Consider the following 26,532-nt stretch of genomic DNA (forward strand, 5'->3'; position numbering starts at 1 on the left):
TATGGCTAGCAAGGAATTCGGCGTGTTCCTGCCGATCGGCAACGGCGGCTGGATGATCTCGGAGACGGCCCCGCACCCGGAGGCCACGTACGCCTACAACCGGCGGGTGGCGGTGGAAGCCGAACAGATCGGCCTCGACTTCATCATGTCGATGGCCAAGTGGAAGGGCTTCGGCGGCACCACCGACCACTGGGGACAGACGCTCGAGTCGATGACGATGATGTCGGCGCTGGCCGAGGCGACCTCCACGGTGAAGATCTGGGCCACCATGCACGCGAACATCCACCACCCGGCGGTGGCGGCCAAGATGTTCACCACGCTGCAGGACGTGTCCGGCGGGCGGGCCGGCATGAACATCGTGAACGGCTCCTACGCCGACGAGTTCCAGCAGATGGGGCTCTGGGACGCCGAGCTGTCGCACGCCGACCGCTACCGGATGACCGAGGAGTGGACGCAGGCCGTCAACCGCCTGTGGACCGAGGACGTCGTCACCATGAAAAGCGAATTCTTCACGCTCGACGCCTGCGAGTCCCGCCCGCACCCGGCGGTGCGGCCGACCATCATCAGCGCCGGCCGCTCGGCGGCGGGCCGCGACTTCCAGGCCCGGTACGCCGACGGGGCCTTCCTGAGCGCCGACAACCTCGACCAGATGCGTGAGTTCTCGCGATACGTCCACGACAAGGGCGCCGAACACGGGCGCGAGGTGAAGACGTACTCGATGCTGACAGTCGTCCTCGACGAGACCGACGCCAAGGCCGAGGCGAAGGCGGCCCGCTACGGCGAAGGGCTCGACAAGGAGGCGCTGATCGGCATGCGCACCTCGTGGGGCATCCCGGCCGACACGGCACGCGCCTGGGCCGACGGGGCGACCGGGTCGGAGGCGTTCCAGACGCCGTACGTGACCGGTGGCCCCGAGAAGGTCATCGAGCACATCGAACAGATCACCAGCGAGGCCGAGCTCGACGGCCTGATGCTCATCTTCCCGGACTACCACGCGGACATGCTGCCGTTCGGTGAGGCCGTGCTGCCCGCACTGCGGGGCAAGTCATGAGCGAGCTTCGTACGGCCCAGATCGCCGCCCTCGACGGTCGCAAGCCGGCCCTCGTCGTCGTCGACGTGCAGCGGTCCTTCGCCGATCCGCCCGTCGTCGCCGACGCGGTCACCGCCATCGGCAAGCTCGTGGAGGCCGCCCGCGCCGCCGGCGTCACCGTGGCCTGGGTCGAGTTGGGCAGCGATCCCCGCAACCCCTGGCACGCGAGCCAGTGGCTCCGCGCCGGCGACCCCGAAGCCCCGTACGGACCGGAAGAACCCTGTGTTCTGGGCACCCCGGGCGCGCAGTGGTACGGCACCGGGCCCGCCGAGGGCGAGATCCGGGTGGTCAAGCGCGCCTACAGCGGCTTCCTCGGCACCAGCCTGGAGGCTCAGCTGCGCGCGGCCGGCATCGAATGGGTCGCCGTGTGCGGGCTCACCACCGAATGCTGTGTGGCGGCCACGGCCACCGACGCGTTCCAGCTCGACTGGCCCGTCCTGCTTCCGGTCGACGCCGTCGCGGCGTACGACAAGCAATTGCATGAAGCTTCTCTCGCCGCGCTCGCCCTGAACGTGGCCGTGCTGAGCGACAGCGACGAGCTCGCGAAACTGTGGGTGACGGCATGAGCGGCATGCACCTCGCCTTCGACCTCTCGTTCACGCACACCGAGGGCCGCTGGGCCCGGCGCGGCTCGTGGGTCGGCCGCGACTTCCCGGACCCCCGGATGTACATGGAACTGGCCCAGACCGCCGAACGGGCCGGCATCGGCATGCTGTTCTTCGGCGACGGCACCGGCATCCCCGACACGTGGCGCGGCTCCATCGACGCCGCCGTCGAATGGGGCGTGCAGTGGCCGCGGCACGACATGAGCCCGATCATCGCGGCCATGTCGACGGTCACCGACCACATCGGCTTCGGGCTGACCTACTCGTCGACCTTCATGCACCCGTTCTACGTGGCCCGGCTGCTCAACTCGCTCGACCACGTCACCGGCGGGCGGATCGCGTTCAACGTGGTCGCCTCCACCCGCGGCGCCGACGCCGCCAACTACGGCTTCGACCAGCTGATGGCCCACGACATGCGCTACGAGCGGATGGAGGAGTTCATCGACGTCTGCCAGGCGCTGTGGCGGTCGGTCGACACCGACGCCATCGTCCGCGACCGGCAGACCGGCCGCTTCGCCGACCCGGCCAAGGTGCGGGCCATCCACCACCACGGCAAGTTCTTCGACGTCCAGGGCCCGCTGCCGAGCGTGCCCAGCCCCCAGGTGGCGCCGATGCTGGTGCAGGCCGGCAACTCGCCGCGCGGGATCGCCGCGTCGGCCCGCTTCGCCGACCTGGTCTTCGGCTTCGGCGGCAGCCTGCCGTCGCAGCAGCGGCACCGCACGATGCTCGACGAGGCGCTGAAGGAAGAGGGCCGCGACCCGTCGCAGGTCGGCATCCTGTGGGCCACCCAGGTCATCGTGGGCCGCACGATGGACGAGGCGAAGGCCCGGCGCGACGAGGTGCTGACGTTCTGGAGCGAGGACGCGGTCGGCGCGTTCCTGTCCCACAACGCCGGCATCGACTTCTCGAAGCTGCCGGCGTCGTTCCCGCTCGGCGAGCTGAAACGCCAGGCGGCCGAGGCGCGGGCCACGCCGGGCGGCCTGATCGGCACACTGCTGGCCGAACACAGCGAGGACTACCAGATGAGCCGTACGGAGTTCTTCGAGCACGGCTGGCGCAGCGCCACCGGCATGGACCACACGGTCCTGGGTGACCCGGTCACGGTCGCGGACGCCCTGGAGGAGAACTTCGCGGCCACCGGCGCCCGGGGCGGCTACATGCTGTCGAGCCCCCTGGCCATGCCGTCGGGCCTGGCCGACCTGGCCGAGCTGCTGGCACCGGAACTGCGCCGCCGCGGTGCGCTGGCCGCCCGCTACCCGGGCCGCACCCTGCGCGAAAACCTCGCGATCTGATGCGGCAACCCTCGGTGGCCGAACAGACGGTGCTGGTGTGCGCGCTGATCGGGACGGCCCAGATGACGTGGGGCGTCACGGTGCCGGTGCTGCCGGTCTACCTCGACTCGTACGGGATCGCGGTCGGCCTGCTCGGCCCGTTGGTGGCGGCCTTCGCCGTGGGGCGCATCATCGCCAACATCCCGGCCGGGCTGGCGCTGCGCCGGTTCCCGGCCCGGGCCTACCTCCGGGTGGTGCTCCTGGGGCTGGCCCTGGTGACGGCGCTGACCGGGCTGGCCACGACGGCGGGCGCGCTGATCGGTTTCCGGCTGGTCGCCGGGGTGCTCGGCGGCGCGGCCGTCACGGTGGGGTTCGCGCTGCTCGTGGCCGGGGCGCCGGCCGGGCGGCGGGGCGCGGTGATGGCCACGGCGACGGTGGTGCAGATGAGCACGGCGGGGGGCGGGGCGCTGCTCGGCGGGGCGGTGGTGGGGGTGGCCGGGCCGGCTTGGACCTTCGCCGTGGCGGCCGTGCCGGTGGTGGCGGTGTTGCTCTGGGAGGTGGCGCGACCGGCGGCACATTATTGGGCGTCCACCGCACCGGCCGAATCGCGCCCTCCGATGGAGCTCGCGCCGAGCGAGCTCGCGCCGACCGAGCTCGCGCCGACCGAGCCCGCGCCGACGGAGCCCGCGCCGACCGAGCACCCAACCACGGAGCCCGCCCTCCCAGGGGGAGCCCCCGTCGGTCAGTATCGCGGAAAGTCGCATGATCGGGTCGGGCGGCTGTGGACGAAGCGCTTCGGTGGAAAACGCGGAGCGCGCCCGGAACCCGTGGTAACGCGGAGCTGGCTCCTGCTGGCCCTCTGCGCGGAGGCGTTCGCCACGTTCTTCGTGCGGTTCGCCGGTGAGCAGGGCCTGGTGCCCGTCTTGGCGTACGACAGTGGTGGCCTCCAACCGTTCACGCTCGGCCTGGCCACCGCGGCCGGGACCGTGGCCAGTCTGGCCGCGATGCCGCTGATCGCCCGCTGGGTGGATCGGGGTGCCCGGATCGCCCTGCTCGTGCCGGCGGGGATGGTGGGGGCGCTGGCGATGCTCTGCCTGCCGCTGCTGCATGTGCCGGCCGGGTTCGCCGTGGCCATCGTGGCGTACTCGCTGGCCACCAGCGTCATCGGCGTCCTGCCGGGTGTCATCACCGGTGACGCCTACCCGGCGTCGGCGGCCGGTGGGGTCATCGGCCTCACCCGCACCGCCGGTGACGTCGGGGCCGCGGTGGGGCCGCTCGCGGTCTTCGCGGTGGCCGGGTTCGCCGGCTACGAGGCGGCCTGCGCGGTTCTGGCAGTGCTGTTCCTGGTCGCCGCGGCCGGTTTGGTGACGGCGCTGCTGCGTCACCGCTCCCGGACGGCGGCCCCGGTCCTGGCGGTCGCCTCGTGACGCCCATGGTCACGGCCTACGGCGCCGGCAAGAAAGGCGGTTCGGCGGTGACGGACGGTGGCGCGGTCAAGAAAGTGGGTCGTTGTCCGCGCACGATGAAGGTGGGTCTGTGGTGACACACCGCGACGAAGGGGGCGGGTCCGTGGTGACGGGATTGACGGGCCGCGTAGTGCACGGCGCCGGCCGTGGGCGGCCGCTGGGCTTCCCCACGGCGAACCTGGCCGTCGAGGAGCCGGCCGCGCTTCCCGGGGACGGCGTCTATCTCGGCCTGTTCGCGCTAGACGGCGGGGCGGCCGCGCCGGCCCTGGTGTCGATCGGGGCCAACCCGACCTTCGGCGGGGAGGTGCGGACCGTCGAGGCCTACGTCCTGGACCGGGACGAGGACATGTACGGAAAGCGGGCCGACGTGCGGATTCTGACGCTCCTCCGGGAGCAGGAGCGGTTCGATTCGGTCGAGGCGCTTGTCGAGGCGATGGCCTCGGACGAACGCGCCGCCCGTAGGCTGTTGACCATGGGTGAGGACGCCGAGGAGCGGGGCTGGCGCCGGTTCGGGCCGGACAGCATCGAGCGGGCCATGCTGCTCGCCCTCAGCGACGAGCTCGGCGTCGACCTGCGGCCGCGCTCGGTCGATCTCGGCGACGGCACCCGGCTTGAGATCGAGGGCGCCGACGAGACGTACGGCCTCCTCGTCCAGATGGTCGGCAACCAGGGCACCTTTCGCTCCCTGCACCGCAACAAGGTGATGGCCGACATGTTCAAGCTGACCTGGCTGCGGTCGTCGATGTTCCCCGACAGCCGCATCGTGCTCTGTGTCAGCGAGACCGTGGCCCAGGTCTTCAGCCCGGCCGGCTGGACCACCCGGGCCGCCCGCGACCTCGGCATCGAGGTTCTGCTCTACACCGCCGACGGCAAGCTGGAGACCGTCGTAAGCAAGTAAGAGAAACTCCGCAGACGGCCGGTCTCATCCCTCTGTGCCTGGCGACCATTCCGGACTGCTCCGCGGTGGCTGATGTTCCCTGATAGTGAAGGAGTAACGCCTCCGCCATGAAGATCACTGTGCTTGTGGGCAACCCCAAACCCCTGTCCCGTACGAGGCTGACCGCCGACGCGGTGGCCGGCCTGTTCGGCGGCGCGGACCGGGTGGTCGACCTCGCCGACTACGCGGGCCGCCTCTTCACCTGGCCCGAGCCCGAGATCGACGAGCTCGTCGCCCGGGTCGCCGCATCCGACCTGCTGATCGTCGCGTCGCCGACCTACAAGGCGACCTACACCGGTCTGCTCAAGGCTTTCCTCGACCGGTACGGCTCGAACGGGCTGGCCGGGGTCACCGCGATCCCGGTGATGACCGGCGCCGCGCCCGGCCACGCCCTGGCCGTCGAGGCGTATCTGCGCCCTCTGCTCGTGGAGCTGGGCGCGAGCGTACCCACCAGAGGTCTTTACATGGTGATGTCGCGGATGGACTCGCTCACCGACGTCGTCGAGGAGTGGGGCAAGGCGAACGTGGGGCTGGTGGGCCGTGACTGACACCGCCATCGCGAGCCGCGAGTTCCGCCGCGTCCTGGGCGGCTTCGCCTCGGGCATCACCGTGGTCACCGCCGTGGTCGACGGCGCGCCGGTCGGCATGACCTGCCAGTCGTTCTTCAGCCTGTCGCTGGATCCGCCGCTCATCGCGTTCTCGCCGTCACGGGCCTCGGCCTCGTATCCGCTGATCCGCGGGGCCGGCGCGTTCTGCGTGAACATCCTGGAGGCGGGCCAGGAGCAGTTGTGCACCCAGTTCTCCCGTACCGGCACCGACAAGTGGCGCGGCGTGAGCTGGCGGCCCGGCCGCACGGGAAGCCCGATCCTGGACGGCGTGCTGGCCTCCATCGACTGCACCCTCGAACAGGAGCACGAGACCGGCGACCACTACCTGACGATCGGCCGGGTGGTGGCGCTGGAGAGCGACCCGGACCGCCATCCGCTGCTGTATTTCAACGGCGCCTACGAGCGCCTGCACCGGCCGGCCGCGTGAGTCACAGGACGCGGGCCCGGTGGTCCTTGGCCAGGCCGTGCCGCGCGCACGGGGTGCGCGGCTCGCGGGGGCAGAGGACCCACAGGGCGGTCACCGAGGCCCGGTAGAGCCGGTACTGCGATCCGGCGGTCACGTCGTCACGGTCCAGCATCGTGACGTCGTGGCCGTCGCGCCGGGGGTAGCGCGCGAGCGCCGCGTCGACCTCGTCGGCGGGAACCTCGAACGCCTCGGCGTCGGCGTAGACGGCCCGCCCGTGGTAGGGCTCCACCGTGGAGTCGAAGATGGCGAAGCCGACCCCCGGGCGGTCCCTGAGGTTGACCGAGTGCCGCGCGCTCGTCTCGGAGCACCAGAGGAAATCGCGCTCGCCGTCCGGCGCGAAGTAGACCGGCGAGGCCCACGGCCGCCCGTTCGTGTCGACGGTGCTCAGCGTCAGGTAGAGGTTGGACTCGACGATCGCGCGCGCGTGCTCGGCCAGCGACATCCCGTCATTCTCGCCGATCAAACGTGACGAATAGGATCAATCCCTCACGGTCTCGCCATTTTTGACCGTGTACGGCACCATGCTCGGGTGCAACGAACCCAACTCGTCTCGTTGATCGTCGCAGCGGTGGTGGCAGTCGGAGGCGGCGCGCTGATCGTTCAGGGCCTCCAGAGCGGCGGAGACTCCGGAGCGTCATCAGCTTCGCGCGGACCGTCACCGACACGTACCACCGTGGACCCGGCGATCGCCCTGCGCGCTCAGCGCCGCAAGCAGCTCACCGCCGCGCTCACGAAGCTGGCGCCGACAGTGCCCGAGTTCTCCGTCGCGGTCCTCGACCGCAAGACGGGGGAGCGGTTCGAATTCAAGGGCACCGAGCAATTCGACACCGCCAGCGTCGTCAAGGCCTCGATCCTGGCCTGTACGCTGCTGCAGGCCCAGGACGACGACCGCAAGCTCACCTCCGGGCAGCGGCAGCTGACGGCCAAGTCGATCCGCAACAGCGACAACGACGCCACCACCCAGCTGTTCGGCGCGCTGGGCAAGGTCGAGGGCCTGACCGCCTGCAACAAGCGCCTGGGCCTGACCCAGACCGCGGTGAACAGCGCCTGGGGCCTGACCCGCACCACCGCCGACGACCAGGTGCGGCTGCTGGCCGAGTTCGTCGACCCGAAAAGCCCGCTGTCGGTCAATTCCCGGCAGTACGCGTTCACGCTGATGACCACCGTCCAGGAGGACCAGGACTGGGGAGTCCCGGTCCTGGCCCGGACCGGCGAGGTCGCCACGGTCAAGAACGGCTGGGACACCCGCGACGCCGACAACGGCCTGTGGGCGGTCAACACGATCGGCCGCATCACGTCCACCGACAAGAAGACCGACGTCTCGGTCGCCGTCCTCTCGCACAACAACCAGACGTACGAGGACGGCATCGCCCTCGTCGAGAAGGTCGCCAAACTGACCAGGCAGTACCTGAAGTACTAGAAACGCGGCCCGGGAGAACCTCCCGGGCCGCGTCACTGCCGATGGTTAGCGTTTGGTGACGGTGGCGTCGCCGGTCCAGGTGGCCGAGTTGCCGGCCTTGTCGGTGGCGGTCGCCGTCAGGGTGTACGTGCCGGTCAGGCTGGTGGTGTTCCAGAGCAGGGTCCACGGCTCCTTGGCCGCCACCACCGTGTTGAGGATCTTGCCGTTCTGGCTGATGACCAGCTTGACCTGCTTGATGCCGGCGTTGTCGCTGACCGTGGGCGCGAGCTTGACCAGGCCGCTCATGGTGGCCGGCAGGGCGACGTCCAGGACCGGGGCCTCGTTGTCGACCGTGAAGGTGCGGCTGAGCGTGCTGACGTTGCCGAGCTTGTCGGTGGCCCGCACGGTGAGCACCTGCGTCGCCGTCAGCGTGGTGGTGTCGACCTCGACCTGGTACGGGCCGGTGGTGTCCTCGCCGATGACCTGGTCGCCGGCGAGCAGTTCGACCGACGCGACGCCGGAGACGTCAGTGGCGGTCATGGTCGCCTGGACCGTGCCGCGCAGCGGGAGCGACGCGATCGGGGTCGGCCAGGCGATCTTCGGGCCGGCCAGGTCGGTCACGACCTTACGGGTGGTGGTGGCCACGTTGCCGACGGCGTCGGTGACGCGCACGCCGAGGGCGTACGTGGTGGAGGCCGTCGGCGTCCACTCGATCGACCACGGCGCCGACTCGATCGTCCGGATCACCTTGTTGTTGAGCAGCAGTTCCATCTTCGCGGTGTCGTCCGACGGGTTGCTCAGCGCGACCGTGATCGGCCCGCCGGTCACGGCCGGCACGTCGGCGGCGGCCGAGGGCGCCGCGTTGTCGACGTTCACGGTCGTCGCGACCGTCGTGGTGTTGCCGGTGGTGTCGAACGCGGTCACGTCGAGGTGATAGGTGCCGGCCAGCTTGGCGGTGTTCCAGGTCAGCGTCCACGGGGCCTTGGCCGAGACCAGGGTGGCCAGCACCTTGCCGTCGTCATCGGTGACGACGCCCTTGACCTGCTTGACCGCGACGTCGTCGGCGACGGTCGGGGTGATCCTCACGGCGCCCTTGAGGACGCCCGGCACCGAGATCTCGACGGTCGGCGCGGTGTTGTCCAGGGTGAGGGCGCGGGCGATGGTGGTCACGTTGCCGACCTTGTCGGTGGCCCGCAGCGTCACGGTCTCCCCGCTGGCCAGGGTGGTGGTGTCGAGGTCGATGCGGTAGGGGGCGGTGTCGTCGCTGCCGATGACCTCGCCGCCGGCCAGCACGTCGACCGAGGTGACCCCGCTGGGGTCGGCGGCGGTGGCGGTCACCGCGACGGTGCCGCGCAGGCTGCCCTTGGGGGCCGGGGTGACCCACTTGAGCACCGGGCCCATGTTGTCGATGGTGACGGCGACGCCGGCCGCGGTGATCACGTTGCCGGAGGTGTCGGTGACGCGCACCTTCACGGTCTTCTGGCCGGCGAGGCCGGCCGTGTCCCAGTCGATGCTCCACGGCGCGGAGGTCGCGGTGGCGACGAGCTTGTCGGCGACGAACAGCTCCATGCGGGCCGTGTCGTCCGAGGGGGCGGTCAGGGTGACCGGGACGACGCCGGTGGCGGTGGCGGGGACGCTGAAGGCGGCCGACGGGGGAGTGTTGTCCCGGACCACCGGCGTGGGCGTGACGCCGCCGGTGATGGCCGCGAGGGCCTTCTCGGCGTTGACGCGACCCTGGGCGACCCAGGTGCCGACCGGGTCGGTGGTGCTCTCGACGGCGGCGCGGATCTGGTCGGCGGTGGCCGACGGCTTGGCGGCGCGGGCGAGCGCGGCGACGCCGGCGACGACCGGGCCGGCCGAGCTGGTGCCGGCGAACCAGTAGTACTTGTTGTCGGTGCCCTGCGCGTAGTTCTGGCCCGGCGCGGCCACGTCGACCCACGTGTTGCCCACGGCGTTGTAGTTCGACCAGGTGTAGCGAAGGTCGTTGGTGTCCGAGCCGGCCACGGCGATGGCGGCGGGCACGGCGGCCGGGTAGAACGGGGTCGTCTTGCCGTCGTTGCCGGCGGAGGCGATGACGACGACGTCGTGCGCGGCGGCGTAGGCGACGGCGTCGCGCACCACCTGGGTGTCGGTGGCGCTGCCGAGGGAGAGGTTGATGACGTCGGCGTCGTGGTCGACGGCGTAGACGATGCCCTTGGCGATGAGGTCGGTGGTGCCCCGGCCGTCCGCGCCCATCACCTTGACCGGCAGGATCTGGCAGGTCCAGCAGACGCCGGCGATGCCGGTGGCGTCGTCGCCCTCGGCCGCGATGACCGAGGCGGCCTTCGTGCCGTGCCCGTTGTCGTCGACCGGGCTGGAGTCGTCGTTGACGAAGTCGTAGCCCGGCCGGATGCGCCCGGCGAGCTCGCTGATCGGGCTGACGCCGGTGTCGATGACGGCGACCACGACGTCGTCGCCGGTGGTGTAGCCCCAGGCGCCGGAGGCCTTGATCTTGGACAGGCCCCACTGCTGCGGGTAGCTGGGGTCGTTCGGGGCGTCGGTGGAGACGACCGAGGCGACGGCCTTGGGCTCGACGTAGGTGACGTCCGGGTTGTCGCGCAGCGCCGCGACGGCCTCGGCGCGGTCCCGGGCCGGAACCGTGACGGTCAGGCTGTCCAGGGCGGGCGTCGTGGAACTGCCCAGGACACTGATGCCCGGCTCGGCGTCGAGGGCGCTCACCGTGCCGGCCGCCGCGCTGTCGCTGCGCAGGCCAACGACAAGTGAGGACGGGGTGGGGTCAGCGGGCGCGGCGAGAGCCGGCGCGGCGGTGACAGCGGTCAGCGAGGCGGTCGCGAGGGCCGCGGCGGCTGCAGTCTTCATTCGGTTGGCCACGGGCTTGTCGATCGGTCGTGACCCACCCCACTCGACCAGAAAAAGGTGGAGGGGCCCTCGTCCGAAAGGATGATCGGCGGCAACGGGTCGCTGGCAGATTTAGGACAGCGGGGCGGAAACGGCGATCATCTGCGGCATCCTCCGGTGTGCAGATCCTTCACCGAGGGGACCACCGTGGCGATCTCAACCGATGCACCGAAGATCCAGGGCAATATCCTGCTGCCCTTCGGCGGCCGGTACCAGGCCTTTCTGACCCTGTCGTTCCGCAGCGACCGGCCGGGGGCCCGCGCGTGGCTGGGCGAGGCGGCCGGCCGGGTCGCGGGGACCGACGACGTCGAACGGGCGCTCGACGGCGACGACGAGGGTCAGGGCCGGGCCCGCCGGGGCCGGCGGCTCAAGCAGTCGGCGGTTCTGCTCAACGTCGGGCTCACCGCCACCGGCCTGACCCTGCTGCACCAGGAGGTGGCGGCCGACCTGGCGCCGTTCGACGCGTTCTGGCGGGGCCCGCTGGGCACCCGGATCGACCCCGACGGGCGGATCACGACGGCGCCGGCCCTGCTCGGCGACGTCGGCGCCAGCGACCCGGCCCGCTGGGTCGTCGGCAAGCCGGCCGGCGCGCCCGTCGACGCGCTGCTCACCCTGGCCGCCGACGACGAGCGGACGATCGGCGACGCGCTGCGCGACGAGCGCCGGCGGGCCGAGGAGGCCGGTCTCGTGGTGCTCTGGTCCGAGCAGGGCGAGGTGCGGCGCAACGAGGGCAACCGGCGGGTCGAGCACTTCGGGTTCGCCGACGGCATCTCGCAGCCGGGCGTGCGCGGCTTCAGCGACCCCGAGCAGAGCGGGGCGGTCGTCGCGCCCGGCGAGTTCGTCCTGGGCTACCCGGGCGAGCGCCGGCCGCAGAACTGGGCCCCGCGCCCCCGGCCGGCCACCTGGATGCACGGCGGCTCCTTCCAGGTGTTCCGCCGGATGACCCAGGACGCGGCCGGCTGGTGGCGCCGGATGGGCGGCAGCGGCGCCACGGCCGACGAGGCCGCGGCCAAGGCCCTGGGCCGGTCCCTCGACGGCACCTCGCTCGAGCCGGGCGCCGCCACCCGGAACCAGAACGATTTCACGTACGGCGGTGACGAGTCCGGCCGGCACACCCCGCTGTACGCGCACATCCGCAAGATGAACCCGCGCGCGGACGACGTGTTCCGCGACCGCGGCCACAAGATGCTGCGCCGGGGCATCACCTTCGGCCCGGCCTTCGACCGGGAGCGGCCGGACGACCGGGAGCGGGGCATCCTGTTCAACGCCTACGTGGCCAGCATCGAGGACCAGTTCGAGTTCCTGCTGCGGCATTGGGTGAACGACCCCAAGTTCCCGACCAGCGCCCTCAACGCGTACGGCCGGAGCCTCGCCGACAAGAACCGGGTCGACGGCCTCGACCCCGTCGTGGGTCTCAGCGAGGAGCAGGCGCGCGAGCGCCTGCCGCGGGACGTGGTCGACCGCATTCCGCGCCAGGCGTTCGGCGGCTTCGTGACGACGACCGGCGCGGTGTACGCCTTCGCGCCCAGCCTGCCCGCGCTCCGGCAACTCGCGGGGGAGGCGCCGATCGGGTAGTCGGGCTCAGGCGCCCTCGGCCTGCCGCAGCAGGGTCTCGAGGTCGGCGCCGTCGTCGGCCGCGATCCAGTCCGGCAGTTCGGGCAGGATCGGGCCGGGCGGCAGCAGCGTGCCGGTGAGCCGGCGGTACGCCTCGCGGTAGTCCACGCTGGGCGCGCGCCGGTAGAGCGTGCGGTAGATGTCGGCGGCCGTGTCGCGGGCCTCGGTGTCCTCGGGGTCGGCCTGCCACACCGCGTCCAGCACCGCGGCCCGCTCGTGCGGCTCGGTCCACCGCGTCGCCGCCTCGCGCAGCGTCTCGGCCGCGCGGGCGGCGTCGATCTCGCCGGCCACGGCCCGCAGGCGTACGGACATGATGAAGGCGCTCACCAGCGTGTCCCGCTCGCCGTGCTCCTCGGCCACCCGCAGCGCCTCGCTGTTGAGCCGCTCGGCCACCGCCGGGCGGTCCTCGGCCAGGTGCAGGCGGGCCAGCCGGTGCAGCCAGTCGCAGAGGAAGTACGGCGCGTCCAGCGCGCGGGCCATCTCGATGGCCCGTTCCAGCAGCCGCTGCGCCTCGCCCGGGCGGCCCTCGCCGGCGGTGATCGCGGCCAGCTCGGCCACCTGGTCGGCCATGCTGGAGGTGTCGCGCAGCTCGACCGCCACCCGCAGCGAGCGCATCGCGCACTTGCGGGCCCGGGCGTAATCGCCCTCCTTCCGGTAGATCTCGCCCACGTTGCCCGCGATGACGTTGGCCTCGTGCCGCGCCCCGATCTCACGGGCCACCTCCATGGCCTGCCGGTACGAGGCGATGGCCTGCGCGTGGTCGCGGGCGCGCATCGCGGCCCAGCCGAGGTTGCCGGCGGTGTGCAGGATGCGGTGCCGGTCGCCGGCCCGGTCGGCCTCGGTGAGCGACCGGCGCAGGTGGTCGCGGGCCTCCTCGAGGCGGCCGCTGTTGAGGTGCACGAGCCCGATGTGGCCGAGCGCGGCGCTCATCGCCGACAGGTCCGCGCGCCGGGTGGCCAGCGCGAGGTGGCGCTCGGCCATGGCCAGGGCCTCCGGGTAGGAGCCCTGCCGGTAGAGCGCGAACGTCAGCCGGTCCATCGTGCGCGACAGGCCGGCCTCGTCGCCGAGACTCTCGAAGCCGGCTATCGCCCGTTCCAGCCAGGTCACCGACTCGGCGTAGGAGTGGGTGTACATCAGCAGGTCGCCGAGCTGGCGCTGGCCGGCCGCGACGATGTCGGCCCGGCCGGTGGCCCCGGCCACCAGCATCGCCCGCCGGTAGTGGTCCTCCGCCTCGGACCACTCGCCGGTGTGCTGGTGCACGGTGCCGATCTCGATGTGCAGCTCCGCCTGCTCGGCCCGGGGCAGCAGCGGCAGCAGCCGGCCGTAGTAGTACGTGGCCGCCTCGTTGGCGAAGATGGCCTTGGCCCGGTCGCCGGCCGCCCGGTACCAGAACCGCTGCTTGTCGACCCGCCCGGTGCGCGCGTAGTGGAACGCCAGGACGTCCACGTACTGCGGAAGCCGGTCGGGGTAGGCCGACTCGATGAACAGGCCCACCCGCTCGTGCAGGGTGGCCCGGGTGTCGTACGTGATGCTCTGGTAGGCCGTCTCCTGGGTGATCGGGTGCTTGAACTCGTACTCCGGCTCCGGCTCGGGCTCGACCTGCGGGGTCAGGTCGAGGTTGTGCAGCCGCCGCAGGCTGTTGGTGAGCTGGCGCCGGGTGCCGGCGGCCGGGTAGACCGAGTGGATCCACGGCGGCCGGAAGCGCCGCCCGATCACGCTGGCCACCTTGATGGCCGCCTTCTCGGCGTCGGTGAGCTGGTCGATGCGGGCCATCACGAGCCGCTGGAGGCTGCCCGGCGGGTGCAGTTCGGCCAGCGCGCCCGGATCGCCCGGATCGACGTCGTTGAGGTGCAGGTAGCTGACCAGCTCCTCGATGTAGAACGCGTTGCCGCCGGTCTGCTCGCGCAGGCTGCGCACGAGGCCGGCCGCGATCCGCGTGCCGGGGCCGTAGCGTTCCCGCAACCGCAGCAGGGTCAGCCGGTCGGCGTCGTCGTCGGTCATCGACGCCAGCGGCAGATCGACCACTTGATCGCGCCCGCTCAGCCGGTACGGCAGCGGCTCCCGGGAGGTGGCCAGGATCAGCACCGGCACGTCGGCGATGTGCCGGGAGATGAGGTCGAGCAGCGTCAGCGAGGCCGGGTCGATCCAGTGGCAGTCCTCCAGCAGCAGGATCAGGGGTTGCGCCGCGGCCCGGTCGAACAGGCAGGCCAGCAACGTCGAGCGCAGCAGGTGGTCACGGCCGGCCACGTCGAGCTGGGCGGTCAGCTCCGTGTCGTCCATCGGCAGGTTGATGACGGCGGCCAGCAGCGGCGCCCGCTGGCCGCTGCCGTCGTAGCGGGCGCTGCGCTCGGTGAGCAGCCGCCGCTGCTCGTCGATCGGCAGCTCCGGCGCGATCTCCAGCAGCTCGCGCCAGATCGAGCGCCAGACCAGGTAGCTGGCGCTGGTGCCGTGCGAGCGGCAGCTGTCGCCGTAGCCGGTGAAGCCGAGCTCGCCGGTGAGCCGGCACATCTCGGCGGCGAGCCGGGACTTGCCGACGCCGGCCTCGCCGTGCAGCCACACCACCCGGCCCGCGCCGCCGTGCACTTCGCGGACCACCCGGTCGAGCACGGCCAGCTCCCGCGACCGGCCGACCACCGGCCCGGGGGCGGGCGACGGCAGCGGGGCCGGCGCCTCGTACACCTCGACGACCGTCCACGCCGGAACCGGCTCGGCCTTGCCCTTGGCGGTCACGAACCGGGGGCCCTCGGCGATGAGGAGGTCGCGGGTGCGGTCGTACGTGGCCTGGTCGATCAGCAGCCGGCGGGCCGGCGCCGCCTGCATGAGCCGGGCGGCCAGGTTGACCGCGTCGCCGACCACCGCGTACTCGCGGCGCACGTCCGAGCCGACCTCGCCGCAGTAGACCGGTCCGGTGGTGACCCCGCCCCGGTACGGGCCGCCGGGCAGCGCCAGCAGTTCCAGGCAGCAGCGCAGCGCGCGTTCCTCGTCGTCCTCGTGGCTGACCGGGGTGCCGAAGACGGCGACCAGCACGGTGCCCTTGTCGTCGGCCATCAGGTGGCGCAGGTGCCCGCCGTACCGGTCGATGATGCCGACCCCGGCGGCCAAATAATCCTGCAGCGCCTGGACCGTGCCGGGGTCGTCGGCCGAGAGGTCGGGCAGGCGGACGAAGGCCGTGGTCACTTTGCGGTGCTCGTTGACCAGCTCGTGGCGGCCGGAGCGCAGCCGTTGCCGGATCGCCGGGTGCAGGAAGGGCTTGAGCAGCCGTTCGAGCTCGGCGCCGGGCAGCGGCGGTTCCTCGTCGCCGGGCCGGTCGCCGGCCGGGCCGGCCTTGTCCGCGAGCACGCGCAGCGCCTCGTCGGCGATGATCTCGCCGCGGCCGGCCCGGTGCAGCGCGTCGATCGCGTCGTCCAGCGCCTGGCCGGCGATCAGGTGTTGCAGGCGGATCGCGGGATCGCCGACCAGCATCACCTGCAACGGGCCGCCGGCCAGTCCGATCCGGATGGTCAGCGAAAGCGGCCCGTCCGGGGTTTCGACGGGCGCGACCGCGGCGGTGGCGGCGCGGATCAGCTCGGCGCACTCGATGGCCCGGCGGGCCACCTCGGGGGCGTCCTCGGGCGTGTGCAGGAAGGTGCCGACGAGGGCGTCGCCGGCGAAGTCGACCACGCTGCCGCCGGAGCGGGCGATGGTGTCGGCGGTCAGCTCGAACCAGTGATTGATGATCCTGGTCAGTTGCTCGGTGCCGTAGGCGCCGGAGCCGGCGAAGCTCTCCGTCATGGCGGTGAAGCCGACGACGTCGGCGAACAGGACCACCGCCTGGGCACGCTGGGTGATTGGCGGATTGCTGACACTCTCGGTCGCCACGCGAAGCCGGAGGGCGTAGTCGGGCAGGTAGGAACGCCAGGTCGCGGCGAGTTCGCTCACGATCTGTGACGAGGGGGTAACCGCAGACTCGTCGGTCACGCCTTGTGCCGCCACCCTTCGGATCCTACTGTCGGGTTCGCTCGGCTCGTTCGGGATTGTTCGTGCCGTCAACCTCGCCAATTTCGTCTATTTCGACATTTTCGTCAATGTCCTTGTTCGTCACTGTCGATCTTGAGGGGATACGGACATGAGTCAACCGCTCAGTGATGTCGCTTTCGAGCTCCGTGGCGCGTGCGTGCACTCCTTGCGGTTCGCCTTCGGCGCCCCGCTGGACTATCCGTACGCCCCACCCATCGCGGAAAGCAATCCACCGTCCGCTCTGTACCGTCGCGTGCTGGCCGCCTCGCCGCCGCCCAAGCGCGAGGGCGCGGCCTGGAACACCGGCCTGACCCTGGACGGCAAACCGTTCCAGCCGGACGCCTTCTCCGACCGGCTGGCCGAGGTCGTCCCGGACGAGGGCGTGCCCTCGCTCGACGTGCCCGAGCCCGAGACCGTCGTGCTCGACCAGATGATCACCGTCACCCGGACGCCGGGCACGATGGCCTTCCCGGGCCGCGACCACGGCAAGTACGTGCTGTCCACCCGGTACTGGACCCCGCGGACCGACGACGCCGAGGTCACCAAGGACGTCGACTACTACGGCGAGTTCCGGCTGGACTGGAGCCGGCCGCCGGTCGGCCCGTGGGTCGCGGTGAGCCTCGACGGCTTCTGGCCGGCCGAGCGCGACAGCGCCGACGTGGTCATCCCGCTCGGCGCCTGCGACGCGTCCTGCAAGGATTGACGTTCATCTAACCGACGTGATCCGATCGGGGACATGTGGCGCCGATTCGCCGTCCCCGCTGTCCTCACCCTCCTCCCCCTCCTGCTGATCCAGGCCCCCGCGCGGGCCGCGCTCCCGACCGCCGCCGTCGCCCTCGGCGACAGCTTCATCAGCGGTGAGGGCGCCGGCAACTACCAGCCCGTCGTCGACGCCTCCGGGCAGGCGCAAGCCTTCCCGGGGTGGTCGGCGGCCAACAGCAACGCCTACTTCTGTCACCGCTCGGCCGACGCCTCGCTGCTGAAGGCCACCCTGCCGGGCATCCAGGACCGCTTCAACCTGGCCTGCTCCGGCGGGCAGCCGGCCGACATCGCGACCGCGTCGAGCGCTCGCGAGAAGGGCCGCACGGTCGCCTCCCAGCTCGACCAGCTGCGCGCGGTCGGCCGCACCCACGACATCGACCTGGTACTGATCGGCCTCGGCTCGAACAACTCGTCGTTCACCTTCGGCGACGTGGCGGTCAAGTGCGCCAACCGGTTCGTGGCCGACGCCTGGACCGGGTGGTGGGAGTTCTGGGCCTATCTCGGCGGGCCGGTGCCGCAGGAACCGTGCGCGCCCGGCGACCTGGCCACGCCGGCCCAGCTGACGGCGGCCCAGGCCGAGACGGTCACGGCGGTCCGGGCCATTCTCCGTACGCTCGACGAGATCGACGCCGACGGCGTGCACCGCGTCGTCTTCCAGGACTACACGAACCCGCTGCCGACCGAGCTCGAGAGCAGCCTGCACGCCGAGGACGGCCGGGCCGACGACCGCGACAAGTTCCGGGCCCTGGGCGCCGAGCGGTACCGGGCGGGCTGCCCGATCCACCGGGCCAGCCTCGGCCCGGGGCACACGTTCTCGGCCGGCCTGGGCACGCTCGTGGCCGGCGTGCACGGCACGCTCAGCACCGAGTTCCCCGACCTGGTGTACCTGAACGTGCAGTCGGCCTTCGACGGGGCCCGGCTCTGTGAGCGGGCCGGCAGCCCCGGCAACGCGCTGGCCACGCCGATCCGGTTGCAGGACGGGCCGACCGGTGTGTTCCTGACCGACCTGGCCGGGCTCGACAAGCTCGACATCCAGCGGATCGCCAACGCCTGCGTCACCTACTTCCAGACCTGCCAGGAGTCGTGGCACCCGAACGCGGCCGGCCACGCCGTCCTCGCCCAGTGCCTGTCCGGGGCCGCGGTCGCCACCGCCCGTTCGGTCCGCTGCACCCGCTCCGCGAGCGGGACGATCACCGTGAGCTGACCCCCAGCTCGTCGTCGAGGGCGGCCACCAGGCCGTCGTCGGCGGCGAGCGCGGGATCCAGCAGGCCGAGCAGTTCGCGGGCGGTGGTCGCGGCCGCGAAGCGGGCCGCGCCGGTGTCGTCGACCGGGGCGCCGGCGCCGTGCAGGTGCCGGAGCCAGGCGGCCAGGATGCCGATCGCGCCGTGCGGCAGGCTCTCGCGCTCCCGCGACCACCGCAGTACCGGCAGGACACGGACCGGGATCTTCTGCGAGCCGTCCATGGCGATCTGCGCCAGCAGGTGCCGGATACGGGCGTTCTGCCAGCGTTCGACCAGCGCCGCCCGGTAGTCGCGGACCTCGCCGGCGGGCAGCGGCAGCGCGGCGGCCGCCTCGTCCCACCAGGTCTCCAGCCGGGCCCGGCACTCCGGGTCGTCCACGGCCTCGGCCACGGTGGTCAGGCCGCGGGCGCTTCCCACGTACGCCAGCAGCGAGTGGCCGCCGTTGAGCAGCCACAATTTGCGCTGCTCGTGGGGGAGCACGTCGTCGACGAAGCGAGCTCCGACGGTGTCCCAGGCCGGCCGGCCGGCCGGGAAGTCACCCTGCAGGACCCATTCGTGGTACGGCTCGGTGACGACCTCCGGCGCCGTCGAGGCCGGCGTGATCCGGTCGACCATGGTGGACACGAAGGAGACGTTCTCCTCGATCCAGCCGGCCAGGGCCGGATCCGTCCGGCGGGCCGACCGGAGAACCACGCGGCGGGTGACGGCGCCGTTGCCGGGCAGGTTGTCGCAGGGCACGATCGCGATCGGGCCGCTTCCCCGGTCCTTGCGCGCGGCCAGGCCCCTGGCCAGGCGGGCGGGTACGTCCTCACCCGCGTACGCCTTCTCGGTGACCGTGAGAGTCACGATGGCCGTTTCCCGGTCGGCCACGAGCCTTTCCCAGGCGGCCGTGTCGGTGCCGGGATGCGTCTCGCGGATGGCGTCCGGCCAGGAGACGTCGTCGGTCTCCGGGCCACGGGTGACCAGCTTGTAGCGCGGGTCCGGGGCATGCGCGGAGCGGCCGGTGAAGGCGGCGATGTCCCAGCCGTCGTTCGCCTCGGCCGTGTACCAGGCCTGGTGCGCGCGGAAGAAGTTGCCGAGTCCGAGGTGGACGATCACAGCTTGAAGACCTTCCGGGGCTGGTCGGTGACGAGGGCGGTGAGCGTTTCCAGGGCCTCGTCCTCGTCGAGGCGGTGGGTGCACACCAGGCCGGCCAGATAGCCGGCGTCGAGGCGGCGGGACATGTCGTGCCGGGCCGGAATCGAGCAGAGCGCGCGGGTGTCGTCGATGAAGCCGGACAGGCGGCTGAACCCGGCGATCTCGGTGACCGACTCCTGGAAGTGCCGGATGGCCGACGGGTTGTCGAGGAACCACCAGGGCACGCCGGCGTAGACCGACGGGTAGAAGCCGGCCAGCGGGGCGATCTCGCGGCTGTAGACGGTGGCGTCGACGGTGAACAGCACGAGGTGGAAGCCGGGGTCGGTGCCGTGCCGGGCCAGCAGGGGCGCCAGCGCCCGGGTGAACTCGACGGTGGTCGGGATGTCGTGGCCGGTGTCCGGCCCGTACCGCTGGAAGGTCGGTGGGTGATGGTTGCGGTGGATGCCCGGGTGCAACGTCATCACCAGGCCGTCCTCGGCCGACATCCGGGCCATCTGAAGCATCATGTGGCGGCGGAAGGCGGCGCCCTCCTCGGCCGAGATCTCGCCCCGCAGCGCCTTCTCGTAAAGGCGTTCCGGGTGGTCGACGGGCTCGGCCCGGGCGTCGGCGTGGCTGTGGTCGGCCGACACGGCCCCGTTCGCCTTGAAGTGGCGGCGCCGGCTCTCCAGAGCGGCCAGATAGCCCTGATAGTGGGAGACGTCCGTGTCGGCGGCGGCACCCAGACGTTCCACCTTCCCGGCCCAGCCGGGGGCGGCCGGCTCGAGATAGGCGTCGGGGCGGAAGGTCGGCGCGACCCGGGTCTTCACGGTCCGGGCCAGCTCGCGGTGCGGGCCGAGGTCGTCGGCCGGGTCGTCGGTGGTGGCCAGGAACTCGATGCCGAAGCCGTTCAACAGTTCCTGGGGCCGCTTGGCGGCGCCGGCGATCCGGTCGTAGAGGTCGTCCGCGTTCCCGGCCGACGGCCGCTCGGTGATGCCGTAGATGCCGGCGAACTCGGTTTCCAGCCAGTACCGCACCGGAGTGCCGCGCAGCAGCGCCCAGTTGGCACAGAGCAGCCGCCAGGCCTCCCTCGACCTTTGCTCGGTCAACGGGCCCTGGCCCACGCCGAGGCGGTTCAGCGTGACGCCGCCGGCGTGCAGCAGCCGGGTCACGTAGTGGTCGGGGGTGATGAACAGGGCCGTGGGGTCGGTGAACGGCTCGTCGGCCAGCAGCATCCGAGGGTCCACGTGGCCATGGGGGGAGATGATCGGCAGGTCGCGGACCGCCTCGTAGAGCCGCCGCGCCACGGGCCGTACCGCCGGATCCGCCGGCAGCAGCCGGTCCTCACGCATCGCCATGAGATCGAGGTTTCCCTCGCGGGGCGGGCACGGCAAGCGGTTGCCATGTGTTGCCCGGTCCGCTTGCCCCGGCACGGCGTCCGGGCGCAGGGTGGAGCCATGATCGAGCTCCTCGGCGGCCCGGACGTCACCCTGGACGACGCGGCCGTGCGCGACTACGTCCTGCGTACCCTCGCCTCGCACGACCTGGACGGGCGCAGCGTCTGCGTCATCGTGCCGGACGGGACCCGGAGCTGCCCGCTGCCGATGCTGCTCTCGGCGGTGCACGAGGCCCTGCACGGGCGCGCTTCGCACGTGACGGTGCTGGTCGCGCTCGGCACCCACGCCCCGATGACCGAGGACCAGCTGGCCGCGCACCTCGGCGGCCCGTACGAGGGCTTCGACGTCCGCAACCACGAGTGGTGGCAGCCGTCGGCGCTGACCTCGATCGGGGTCATCCCGGCGGCCCGGGTCGCCGAGCTGTCCGAGGGCCGGATGAGCCAGGACGTCGACGTGGTGCTCAACCGGGCCGTGGTCGAGCACGACGTGTGCCTGGTCATCGGGCCGGTCTTCCCGCACGAGGTGGTCGGCTTCTCCGGCGGCAACAAGTACTTCTTCCCGGGCGTGGCCGGGCAGGAGATCATCGACTTCTCGCATTGGCTGGGCGCCCTCATCACCAGCGCCTCCATCATCGGCACGCGCGGGGTGACGCCCGTACGGGCCCTCATCGACCAGGCGGCGGCGCTGATCCCGAGCCGCCGGCTGGCGCTCTGCCTGGTCGTGCAGTCCGGTACGGGCGCCCTGCACGCGGCCGCGCTCGGCTGCCCCGAACAAGCGTGGGCCGCGGCGGCCGAAGTGTCGGCCGAGACCCACGTACGCTATCTCGACGCCCCGGTCTCGAAGGTCTTGTCGATCATCCCCACGAAGTACGACGACATGTGGACCGGCGCGAAGGGCTTCTACAAGGTGGAGCCGGTCGTGGCCGACGGGGGACAGGTCATCCTGTACGCGCCGCACATCACCCGGATCGCCGCCATGCACCCCGAGATCGAGAAGATCGGGTACCACTGCCGCGACTACTTCCTGAAGCAGTGGGACCGGTTCAAGGGCTACCACTGGGGCGTGCTGGCCCACTCGACCCACCTGCGCGGGGCGGGCACGTACGACCCGGTCGCGGGCGAACGGCTCCGCGTGACGGTCACGCTGGCGACCGGGATCCCCGAGGACGTCGTACGGGCCGCGAACCTGGACTATCTCGACCCGGCCTCGGTGCGCCTCGACGATCCGGGCGCGTTCGTCGTGCCCCAGGCCGGCGAGGTCCTGTTCCGGCTGCGCTGAGCCGTCGACGCCCGCACGACCAGCCGCGAGGGCAACACCAGCGGCCCGGTGGTGCGCGGCACGGCGCCGTCCGCGATGGCCAGCACGGTCGTGACGGCCGTACGCCCCATCGCCCGCAGCGGCGCCGCCACGGTGGTCAGGGCCGGCGTCACCAGTTCGGCCGCCTCGATGTTGTCGAAGCTGACCACGCTGACGTCCCGCGGCACCCGCGCGCCCATCGCCGTGAGCCGCCGGATCAGCCCGATCGCCATCGCGTCGTTGTAGGCCAGAACGGCGCCGGCCGGCTGCCGCGCGAGGTCGGCGGCGGCCTCCGCGCCGCCGGACACGCTCGGCGCGTACGGGCCCAGACGCCGGCTGCCCGGCGCCAGCTCCCGCAGCGCGCGCCAGCGGATCCCGTCCGCCCACGACGCCTCCGGCCCGGCCAGGTAGGTGATGTCCCGGTGCCCCGAATCGGCCAGGTGCGCGACCGCCCGGCGGACACCGTCCGGGTTGTCGGAGATGACGCTGGGCACGTCGGCCACCGCCCGGTTGAGCACCACCACGGGCCGCTGCTTGGCGAGGGCCCGGATCGCCGAGTCCGACATGCGCGAGGTGGCCAGCACCAGCCCGTCGACGGCCGGGAGGGCCCGTTCCAGCCCCTCCTGTTCCCGGGTGCCCGACTCGCGGGCGTCGGTCAGCATCAGCGTGTAGCCGGCCTCGGTGGCCGCGTCCTGCGCCCCGCGGATGATCTCGGTGTAGAAAGGGTTCCCGATGTCGGCGACGCCAAGACCGATCATGTGGGTACGCCCGGACGGCAGCTCCCGTGCCAGCGGATGAGCCCGGTAGCCGAGCTCGGCCGCCACCCGCCGGATCCGCTCCGCCGTCGCGTAGTTGACCCGCCCCGGCCGCGCGAACGCCCGCGACACGGTCGACGCGGCCACCCCGGCCGCCCGGGCCACGTCGTAGATCGTCGGGGCCCGCTCAGCCACCACACACCTCCCGCAACATGTGGCAACCGCTTGCCGTCCCGCCCACCCCGGGCATCAAATAAGGATCATGACCGATCATCCCACCGCCTTCCCCGATGACGTCGCCGGGCGGATCGCCGAACTGCTCGACGGCGTCGAGCGGCTCGGGGTGGCCTTCTCCGGCGGGGTCGACTCGTCGGTGCTGCTGGCGCTGGCCGTCCGGGTGCTGGGCCCCGGGCGCGTGGTGGCGATCCTCGGGGTCTCACCCAGTCTGGCCGCCGACGAGCGGGCCGGCGCCCACGAGGTGGCCCGGCACATCGGCGTTCCCGTCGTGGAGATCCGCACCAATGAGGGTGAGGTGGCGGCATATCAGGCGAACGGGCCGGACCGCTGCTTCCACTGCAAGCACGAGCTCTTCACCCGCATCGACGACGAGGTGGTGGCGGCGCACGGCCTGGACGCGGTCGCCTACGGCGAGAACGCCGACGACGCCCGCCGCCCCGACCGCCCCGGCAGCCGCGCGGCGGCCGACCACCGCGTGCTGCGCCCCCTGGCCGACCTGGGCCTGGACAAGGCGGCGGTGCGCGGCCTGGCCCGCGCGTTCGGCCTGCCCAGCGCCGACAAGCCGGCCGCGCCCTGCCTGGCCTCCCGCATCCCGCACTTCACCCCGGTGACCAGGGAGAAGCTGGGCCAGATCGAGGCCGCCGAGGCCGCTCTGCGCCGGCTCGGCCTGGGCGACCTGCGGGTACGCCACCACGGCGACGTGGCCCGCGTCGAACTCCCCGCCGCCGACCTGGTCCGCGCCGTCACCACCCTGCGCGAGGACATCCACGCCGCGATCGTCGCTGCGGGGTTCCGCTTCGCCGCCCTCGACCTGGCCACCGGCATCCAGTCCGGCGCCTTCACCCTCCCCCTGGTCACGGCCGCCCATGCCTGATCCCGTCGACATCGAGGAATTCGCCCGGCTGGACGCCGAACGGTATGCCCGGCGGGGATATCCCGAGGCCGTGTACTGCGAAGGCAAGACGCCGGCGCAGGTCGCGGCCATCGCCGCGATCGGTGGGGGAGCGGGCGTCACGTTGTTCACCCGGGCCGGCGACGAGCACGCTTCAGCGGTTCTGCGGGAGCGGCCGGACGCCTTCCACGACCCGGACGCGGGGCTGCTGGCCCATCCGCCGGAGCCACCCGAGCCGTCCGGCGGGCTGGTCGTGGTGGTGGCGGCCGGCACCTCCGACCTGCGGGTCGCCAAGGAAGCGATGCACACCGCGCGGTATCTGGGCCGGGAGACCGAACTGGTCGTCGACGTCGGGGTCGCCGGGCTGCACCGGGTGCTCGCCCACCTGCCGCTCCTGCGCCGGGCCCGGGTCGTCGTGGTCGCCGCGGGCATGGACGGGGCGCTGCCCAGCGTGGTCGCCGGCCTGATCGCGGCGCCGGTCGTGGCCCTGCCGACCTCGGTGGGCTACGGCGCGGCCTTCGGTGGCCTGGCCCCGCTGCTGTCCATGCTCAACGCCTGCGCCCCCGGCGTCGCCGTCGTGAACATCGACAACGGCTACGGGGCGGGTCATCTCGCGGCCCAGATCGCGGCTGCCGCATGAGGCACGCCTGGATCGACGCCTCGGCCGGGGTGGCGGGGGACATGCTGCTCGCGGCCCTGCACGACGCCGGTGCCGGTCTCGACGCCATCCGGGCAGCCGTCGAGGCGGTCGTCCCGGGGTCGGTGGAGATCGGCATGCGGACCGTCTCGCGCGCCGGTCTGCGAGCGGTGAAAGCGGAGGTGCGGCCCCTGGCCGGCAACCCGCCGCACCGGACGTGGCGGGGGATCCGCGACCTGCTCGCGGCCGCCGATCTGCCTCCGGGCGTCCGTGAGCGGGCCCTGGCCGTCTTCGCGCGGCTGGCCGAAGCCGAAGCCACCGTGCACGGCGTGCCCCCCGAGGACGTGCACTTCCACGAGGTCGGCGCCCTCGACTCGATCGCCGACGTGGTCGGGGTGTGCGCCGCCCTGGACGACCTGGGGGCCGGCACAGTGTCGGCGGGTGAGGTCGCGGTCGGCTCCGGCCGGGTGCGGACCGCCCACGGTGAACTACCCGTCCCGCCGCCGGCCGTGGCCGAGCTCTCCCGGGACTGGCGGATTCGCGCGGGCGGCACCGGCGAACTGGCGACACCGACCGGCATGGCCGTCATCCGGGCCCTGGCCGCCCGGTGTGAGGACCTTCCGGCCATGAGTGTGGACGCGACCGGCGTCGGTGCCGGCGGCCGCGACACCCCGGGCCGCCCGAACGTCGTCCGGGTCTTCGTCGGCCGTACGGAAACCGCCGGTCCGGCCGAACCGGCCGTCCTGCTCGAGGCGAACGTGGACGACCTCGACCCGCGGCTGTGGCCGGGCGTCGTCGAGGGGCTGATGGCCGCCGGCGCCTCGGACGCCTGGCTGGTGCCCATCCTGATGAAGAAGGGACGGCCCGCGCACACCCTGAGCGTGCTCTGCGATCCCTCGGCGGCGCCGGCGCTGCGGGCCAGGATCTTCCAGGAGACCACCACATTGGGTGTACGGGAGTCCCCGCGCGCCAAGACCGCCCTGCCCCGTCTCTTCGTCCCGGTCGACGTCGGGGGAGTCTCCGTGCCGATCAAAGTCGGGCACCTCGACGGGGTGATAGTGCAGGTCATGCCCGAGTTCGCCGACGTGGCCGCCCTGGCCGCCCGGCAGGGCCGCCCCGAGCGGGCCGTGCTGTCCGAGGCCTTGGCCGCCGCGGCCGCGAAAGAGCTCGTCGTCGGGGCGCCCCTGCCTAGCGCCGCGGCGACTCCAGGCCCCGCACCAGAGCCCCGGTCAGGCGGGCCAGCCGGGCCGTGAAGTCCGAGGCGGCGTGGGCCACCCGCTCGTCCTCGGCGTACAGCCGGGCCAGCGTGGCCGGCGGATGGGAGATCTGCCAGAGACTGCCCGCGATGCTCGTGACCGCCGCGACGAGGTCCTGTGCGGCCTCCCGGGACAGGGGGGTGACGCCGCTGATGGCGTCGAGCAGCACCTCCAGGGCGGCCAGGGCGGCGAGCTTGTAGGCGTGGACGGCCTCGGCCGACACCTCCCGCTCGAGACTGAGCGGCACGTGCGCGAGCAGGTCACAGAAGAGCGGCCGTTCGGCCAGCGTCTCCGCCAGCGTTCCGGCCAGGTCCGCCGGTTCCAGGCGGGCCTCGACGGCGTGCGCCCATGCGGTCCACTCCTCGGCGGCCAGGGTCAGGAAGATCTCCTCACGGGAGCCGAAGTACCGGCGTACGCCCGAGACATGGACGCCCGCGGCCTGAGCGATCTCGGTCAGCGTGACGGTTCGGAGCCCCTGGGGCGTGGCGAGCGCCCGGGCGGCGGTGAGCAGGGCGGCGGTGCGCTCCTCTTTCGCCTCGACCGAGCGGGCGCGCTGAAAGGTGTGTGGCATGACACCAAGATAACGCAACATCATT

At 72.3% G+C, this 26,532-nt stretch carries 22 protein-coding genes; 15 read left to right on the forward strand and 7 right to left on the reverse strand.

Annotated elements, in window-relative coordinates:
- Position 1 precedes the first annotated feature (1 nt).
- The 7 genes from AB0C26_RS37805 (at position 2) to AB0C26_RS37835 (ending at position 6,404) form a co-directional block, all read left to right on the forward strand.
- Positions 2–1,051, forward strand: a complete 1,050-nt coding sequence (locus AB0C26_RS37805; protein ID WP_360257693.1) for an LLM class flavin-dependent oxidoreductase — start codon at positions 2–4, stop codon at positions 1,049–1,051.
- Positions 1,048–1,656 (forward strand): cysteine hydrolase, encoded by a 609-nt coding sequence (locus AB0C26_RS37810; protein ID WP_360257695.1) that lies wholly within the window; start codon positions 1,048–1,050, stop codon positions 1,654–1,656. Before AB0C26_RS37805 ends, AB0C26_RS37810 begins: the two co-directional genes overlap by 4 nt.
- Positions 1,653–2,987 carry an NtaA/DmoA family FMN-dependent monooxygenase gene (locus AB0C26_RS37815; RefSeq protein WP_360257698.1) on the forward strand — a complete coding sequence of 445 codons (1,335 nt, stop codon included), beginning with the start codon at positions 1,653–1,655 and terminating at the stop codon, positions 2,985–2,987. Before AB0C26_RS37810 ends, AB0C26_RS37815 begins: the two co-directional genes overlap by 4 nt.
- On the forward strand, positions 2,987–4,393 hold the full coding sequence (locus tag AB0C26_RS37820; protein WP_360257700.1) for an MFS transporter: 1,407 nt from the start codon (positions 2,987–2,989) through the stop codon (positions 4,391–4,393). The genes AB0C26_RS37815 and AB0C26_RS37820 overlap by 1 nt, the downstream gene beginning before the upstream one ends.
- A gap of 154 nt (positions 4,394–4,547) precedes the next feature.
- Complete coding sequence (locus AB0C26_RS37825; RefSeq protein ID WP_360257702.1) at positions 4,548–5,330, forward strand: riboflavin kinase; 783 nt, start codon at positions 4,548–4,550, stop codon at positions 5,328–5,330.
- Positions 5,331–5,437: 107 nt separating this feature from the next.
- Positions 5,438–5,917, forward strand: coding sequence for an NAD(P)H-dependent oxidoreductase (locus AB0C26_RS37830; protein WP_360257705.1), 480 nt, complete (start codon positions 5,438–5,440; stop codon positions 5,915–5,917).
- Positions 5,910–6,404: a flavin reductase family protein gene (locus AB0C26_RS37835; RefSeq protein ID WP_360257707.1), complete on the forward strand. Its 495-nt coding sequence runs from the start codon at positions 5,910–5,912 to the stop codon at positions 6,402–6,404. Before AB0C26_RS37830 ends, AB0C26_RS37835 begins: the two co-directional genes overlap by 8 nt.
- A gap of 1 nt (position 6,405) precedes the next feature.
- On the opposite strand, the gene AB0C26_RS37840 is transcribed toward AB0C26_RS37835, so the two are convergent.
- Positions 6,406–6,906 (reverse strand): pyridoxamine 5'-phosphate oxidase family protein, encoded by a 501-nt coding sequence (locus AB0C26_RS37840; protein WP_360257709.1) that lies wholly within the window; start codon positions 6,904–6,906, stop codon positions 6,406–6,408.
- A 210-nt stretch (positions 6,907–7,116) separates the two neighbouring features.
- On the opposite strand from AB0C26_RS37840, the gene AB0C26_RS37845 reads away from it, so the two are divergent.
- Positions 7,117–7,863, forward strand: a complete 747-nt coding sequence (locus AB0C26_RS37845) for a serine hydrolase (protein ID WP_360257711.1) — start codon at positions 7,117–7,119, stop codon at positions 7,861–7,863.
- Between the two features lie 45 nt (positions 7,864–7,908).
- On the opposite strand, the gene AB0C26_RS37850 is transcribed toward AB0C26_RS37845, so the two are convergent.
- The gene (locus AB0C26_RS37850) at positions 7,909–10,701 is read right to left on the reverse strand and encodes a S8 family serine peptidase (RefSeq protein ID WP_360257713.1); all 2,793 of its coding nucleotides are present in this window, start codon (positions 10,699–10,701) and stop codon (positions 7,909–7,911) included.
- Positions 10,702–10,887: 186 nt separating this feature from the next.
- Here AB0C26_RS37850 and AB0C26_RS37855 point away from each other — a divergent pair, with 186 nt between their 5' ends.
- Positions 10,888–12,315, forward strand: a complete 1,428-nt coding sequence (locus tag AB0C26_RS37855; RefSeq protein WP_360257715.1) for a hypothetical protein — start codon at positions 10,888–10,890, stop codon at positions 12,313–12,315.
- Positions 12,316–12,321: 6 nt separating this feature from the next.
- On the opposite strand, the gene AB0C26_RS37860 is transcribed toward AB0C26_RS37855, so the two are convergent.
- The gene (locus tag AB0C26_RS37860; protein WP_360257717.1) at positions 12,322–16,311 is read right to left on the reverse strand and encodes a tetratricopeptide repeat protein; all 3,990 of its coding nucleotides are present in this window, start codon (positions 16,309–16,311) and stop codon (positions 12,322–12,324) included.
- 148 nt (positions 16,312–16,459) lie between these two features.
- Between AB0C26_RS37860 and AB0C26_RS37865 the strand changes: the two genes are divergently transcribed.
- Both AB0C26_RS37865 and AB0C26_RS37870 read left to right on the forward strand, forming a co-directional pair.
- Positions 16,460–17,053 (forward strand): hypothetical protein, encoded by a 594-nt coding sequence (locus AB0C26_RS37865; RefSeq protein WP_360257720.1) that lies wholly within the window; start codon positions 16,460–16,462, stop codon positions 17,051–17,053.
- A 33-nt stretch (positions 17,054–17,086) separates the two neighbouring features.
- A complete protein-coding gene (locus AB0C26_RS37870) occupies positions 17,087–18,316 on the forward strand; it encodes a hypothetical protein (protein WP_360257722.1) in 1,230 nt (409 codons plus the stop codon).
- Here the strand turns inward: AB0C26_RS37870 and AB0C26_RS37875 are convergent.
- Positions 18,303–19,451, reverse strand: a complete 1,149-nt coding sequence (locus AB0C26_RS37875; protein ID WP_360257724.1) for a mannitol dehydrogenase family protein — start codon at positions 19,449–19,451, stop codon at positions 18,303–18,305. The two genes, AB0C26_RS37870 and AB0C26_RS37875, sit on opposite strands and share 14 nt — an antisense overlap.
- Positions 19,448–20,824, reverse strand: coding sequence for a glucuronate isomerase (uxaC, locus tag AB0C26_RS37880; protein WP_360257726.1), 1,377 nt, complete (start codon positions 20,822–20,824; stop codon positions 19,448–19,450). Before uxaC ends, AB0C26_RS37875 begins: the two co-directional genes overlap by 4 nt.
- 99 nt (positions 20,825–20,923) lie before the next feature.
- Here uxaC and AB0C26_RS37885 point away from each other — a divergent pair, with 99 nt between their 5' ends.
- The gene (locus tag AB0C26_RS37885) at positions 20,924–22,141 is read left to right on the forward strand and encodes a lactate racemase domain-containing protein (protein ID WP_360257728.1); all 1,218 of its coding nucleotides are present in this window, start codon (positions 20,924–20,926) and stop codon (positions 22,139–22,141) included.
- Here the strand turns inward: AB0C26_RS37885 and AB0C26_RS37890 are convergent.
- Positions 22,054–23,109 carry a LacI family DNA-binding transcriptional regulator gene (locus AB0C26_RS37890; protein WP_360257730.1) on the reverse strand — a complete coding sequence of 352 codons (1,056 nt, stop codon included), beginning with the start codon at positions 23,107–23,109 and terminating at the stop codon, positions 22,054–22,056. The genes AB0C26_RS37885 and AB0C26_RS37890 overlap by 88 nt on opposite strands.
- A gap of 67 nt (positions 23,110–23,176) precedes the next feature.
- On the opposite strand from AB0C26_RS37890, the gene AB0C26_RS37895 reads away from it, so the two are divergent.
- Genes AB0C26_RS37895 through larC form a run of 3 tightly spaced genes read left to right on the forward strand, consistent with a single transcriptional unit; the run spans position 23,177 to position 25,933 of the window.
- Positions 23,177–24,025 carry an ATP-dependent sacrificial sulfur transferase LarE gene (locus tag AB0C26_RS37895; protein ID WP_360257732.1) on the forward strand — a complete coding sequence of 283 codons (849 nt, stop codon included), beginning with the start codon at positions 23,177–23,179 and terminating at the stop codon, positions 24,023–24,025.
- Complete coding sequence (gene larB, locus AB0C26_RS37900; protein ID WP_360257734.1) at positions 24,018–24,683, forward strand: nickel pincer cofactor biosynthesis protein LarB; 666 nt, start codon at positions 24,018–24,020, stop codon at positions 24,681–24,683. The genes AB0C26_RS37895 and larB overlap by 8 nt, the downstream gene beginning before the upstream one ends.
- Positions 24,680–25,933 carry a nickel pincer cofactor biosynthesis protein LarC gene (larC, locus tag AB0C26_RS37905; RefSeq protein WP_360257736.1) on the forward strand — a complete coding sequence of 418 codons (1,254 nt, stop codon included), beginning with the start codon at positions 24,680–24,682 and terminating at the stop codon, positions 25,931–25,933. Before larB ends, larC begins: the two co-directional genes overlap by 4 nt.
- On the opposite strand, the gene AB0C26_RS37910 is transcribed toward larC, so the two are convergent.
- Positions 25,869–26,507 (reverse strand): TetR family transcriptional regulator, encoded by a 639-nt coding sequence (locus AB0C26_RS37910; protein ID WP_360257738.1) that lies wholly within the window; start codon positions 26,505–26,507, stop codon positions 25,869–25,871. The two genes, larC and AB0C26_RS37910, sit on opposite strands and share 65 nt — an antisense overlap.
- Positions 26,508–26,532: the final 25 nt, after the last annotated feature.

Source organism: Actinoplanes sp. NPDC048796 (genome assembly GCF_040650035.1).
Lineage (GTDB): Bacteria > Actinomycetota > Actinomycetes > Mycobacteriales > Micromonosporaceae > Actinoplanes.

What these genes read in the sequence shown, in the direction of transcription:
- AB0C26_RS37805 (WP_360257693.1), top strand. Translation starts at nt 2, where the DNA reads ATGGCTAGCAAGGAATTCGGCGTGTTCCTGCCGATCGGCAACGGCGGC.
- AB0C26_RS37810 (WP_360257695.1), top strand. Translation starts at nt 1,048, where the DNA reads ATGAGCGAGCTTCGTACGGCCCAGATCGCCGCCCTCGACGGTCGCAAG.
- AB0C26_RS37815 (WP_360257698.1), top strand. Translation starts at nt 1,653, where the DNA reads ATGAGCGGCATGCACCTCGCCTTCGACCTCTCGTTCACGCACACCGAG.
- AB0C26_RS37820 (WP_360257700.1), top strand. Translation starts at nt 2,987, where the DNA reads ATGCGGCAACCCTCGGTGGCCGAACAGACGGTGCTGGTGTGCGCGCTG.
- AB0C26_RS37830 (WP_360257705.1), top strand. Translation starts at nt 5,438, where the DNA reads ATGAAGATCACTGTGCTTGTGGGCAACCCCAAACCCCTGTCCCGTACG.
- AB0C26_RS37850 (WP_360257713.1), bottom strand. Translation starts at nt 10,701, where the DNA reads ATGAAGACTGCAGCCGCCGCGGCCCTCGCGACCGCCTCGCTGACCGCT.
- AB0C26_RS37865 (WP_360257720.1), top strand. Translation starts at nt 16,460, where the DNA reads ATGAGTCAACCGCTCAGTGATGTCGCTTTCGAGCTCCGTGGCGCGTGC.
- AB0C26_RS37870 (WP_360257722.1), top strand. Translation starts at nt 17,087, where the DNA reads ATGTGGCGCCGATTCGCCGTCCCCGCTGTCCTCACCCTCCTCCCCCTC.
- uxaC (WP_360257726.1), bottom strand. Translation starts at nt 20,824, where the DNA reads ATGGCGATGCGTGAGGACCGGCTGCTGCCGGCGGATCCGGCGGTACGG.
- AB0C26_RS37885 (WP_360257728.1), top strand. Translation starts at nt 20,924, where the DNA reads ATGATCGAGCTCCTCGGCGGCCCGGACGTCACCCTGGACGACGCGGCC.
- AB0C26_RS37895 (WP_360257732.1), top strand. Translation starts at nt 23,177, where the DNA reads ATGACCGATCATCCCACCGCCTTCCCCGATGACGTCGCCGGGCGGATC.
- larB (WP_360257734.1), top strand. Translation starts at nt 24,018, where the DNA reads ATGCCTGATCCCGTCGACATCGAGGAATTCGCCCGGCTGGACGCCGAA.
- larC (WP_360257736.1), top strand. Translation starts at nt 24,680, where the DNA reads ATGAGGCACGCCTGGATCGACGCCTCGGCCGGGGTGGCGGGGGACATG.
- AB0C26_RS37910 (WP_360257738.1), bottom strand. Translation starts at nt 26,507, where the DNA reads ATGCCACACACCTTTCAGCGCGCCCGCTCGGTCGAGGCGAAAGAGGAG.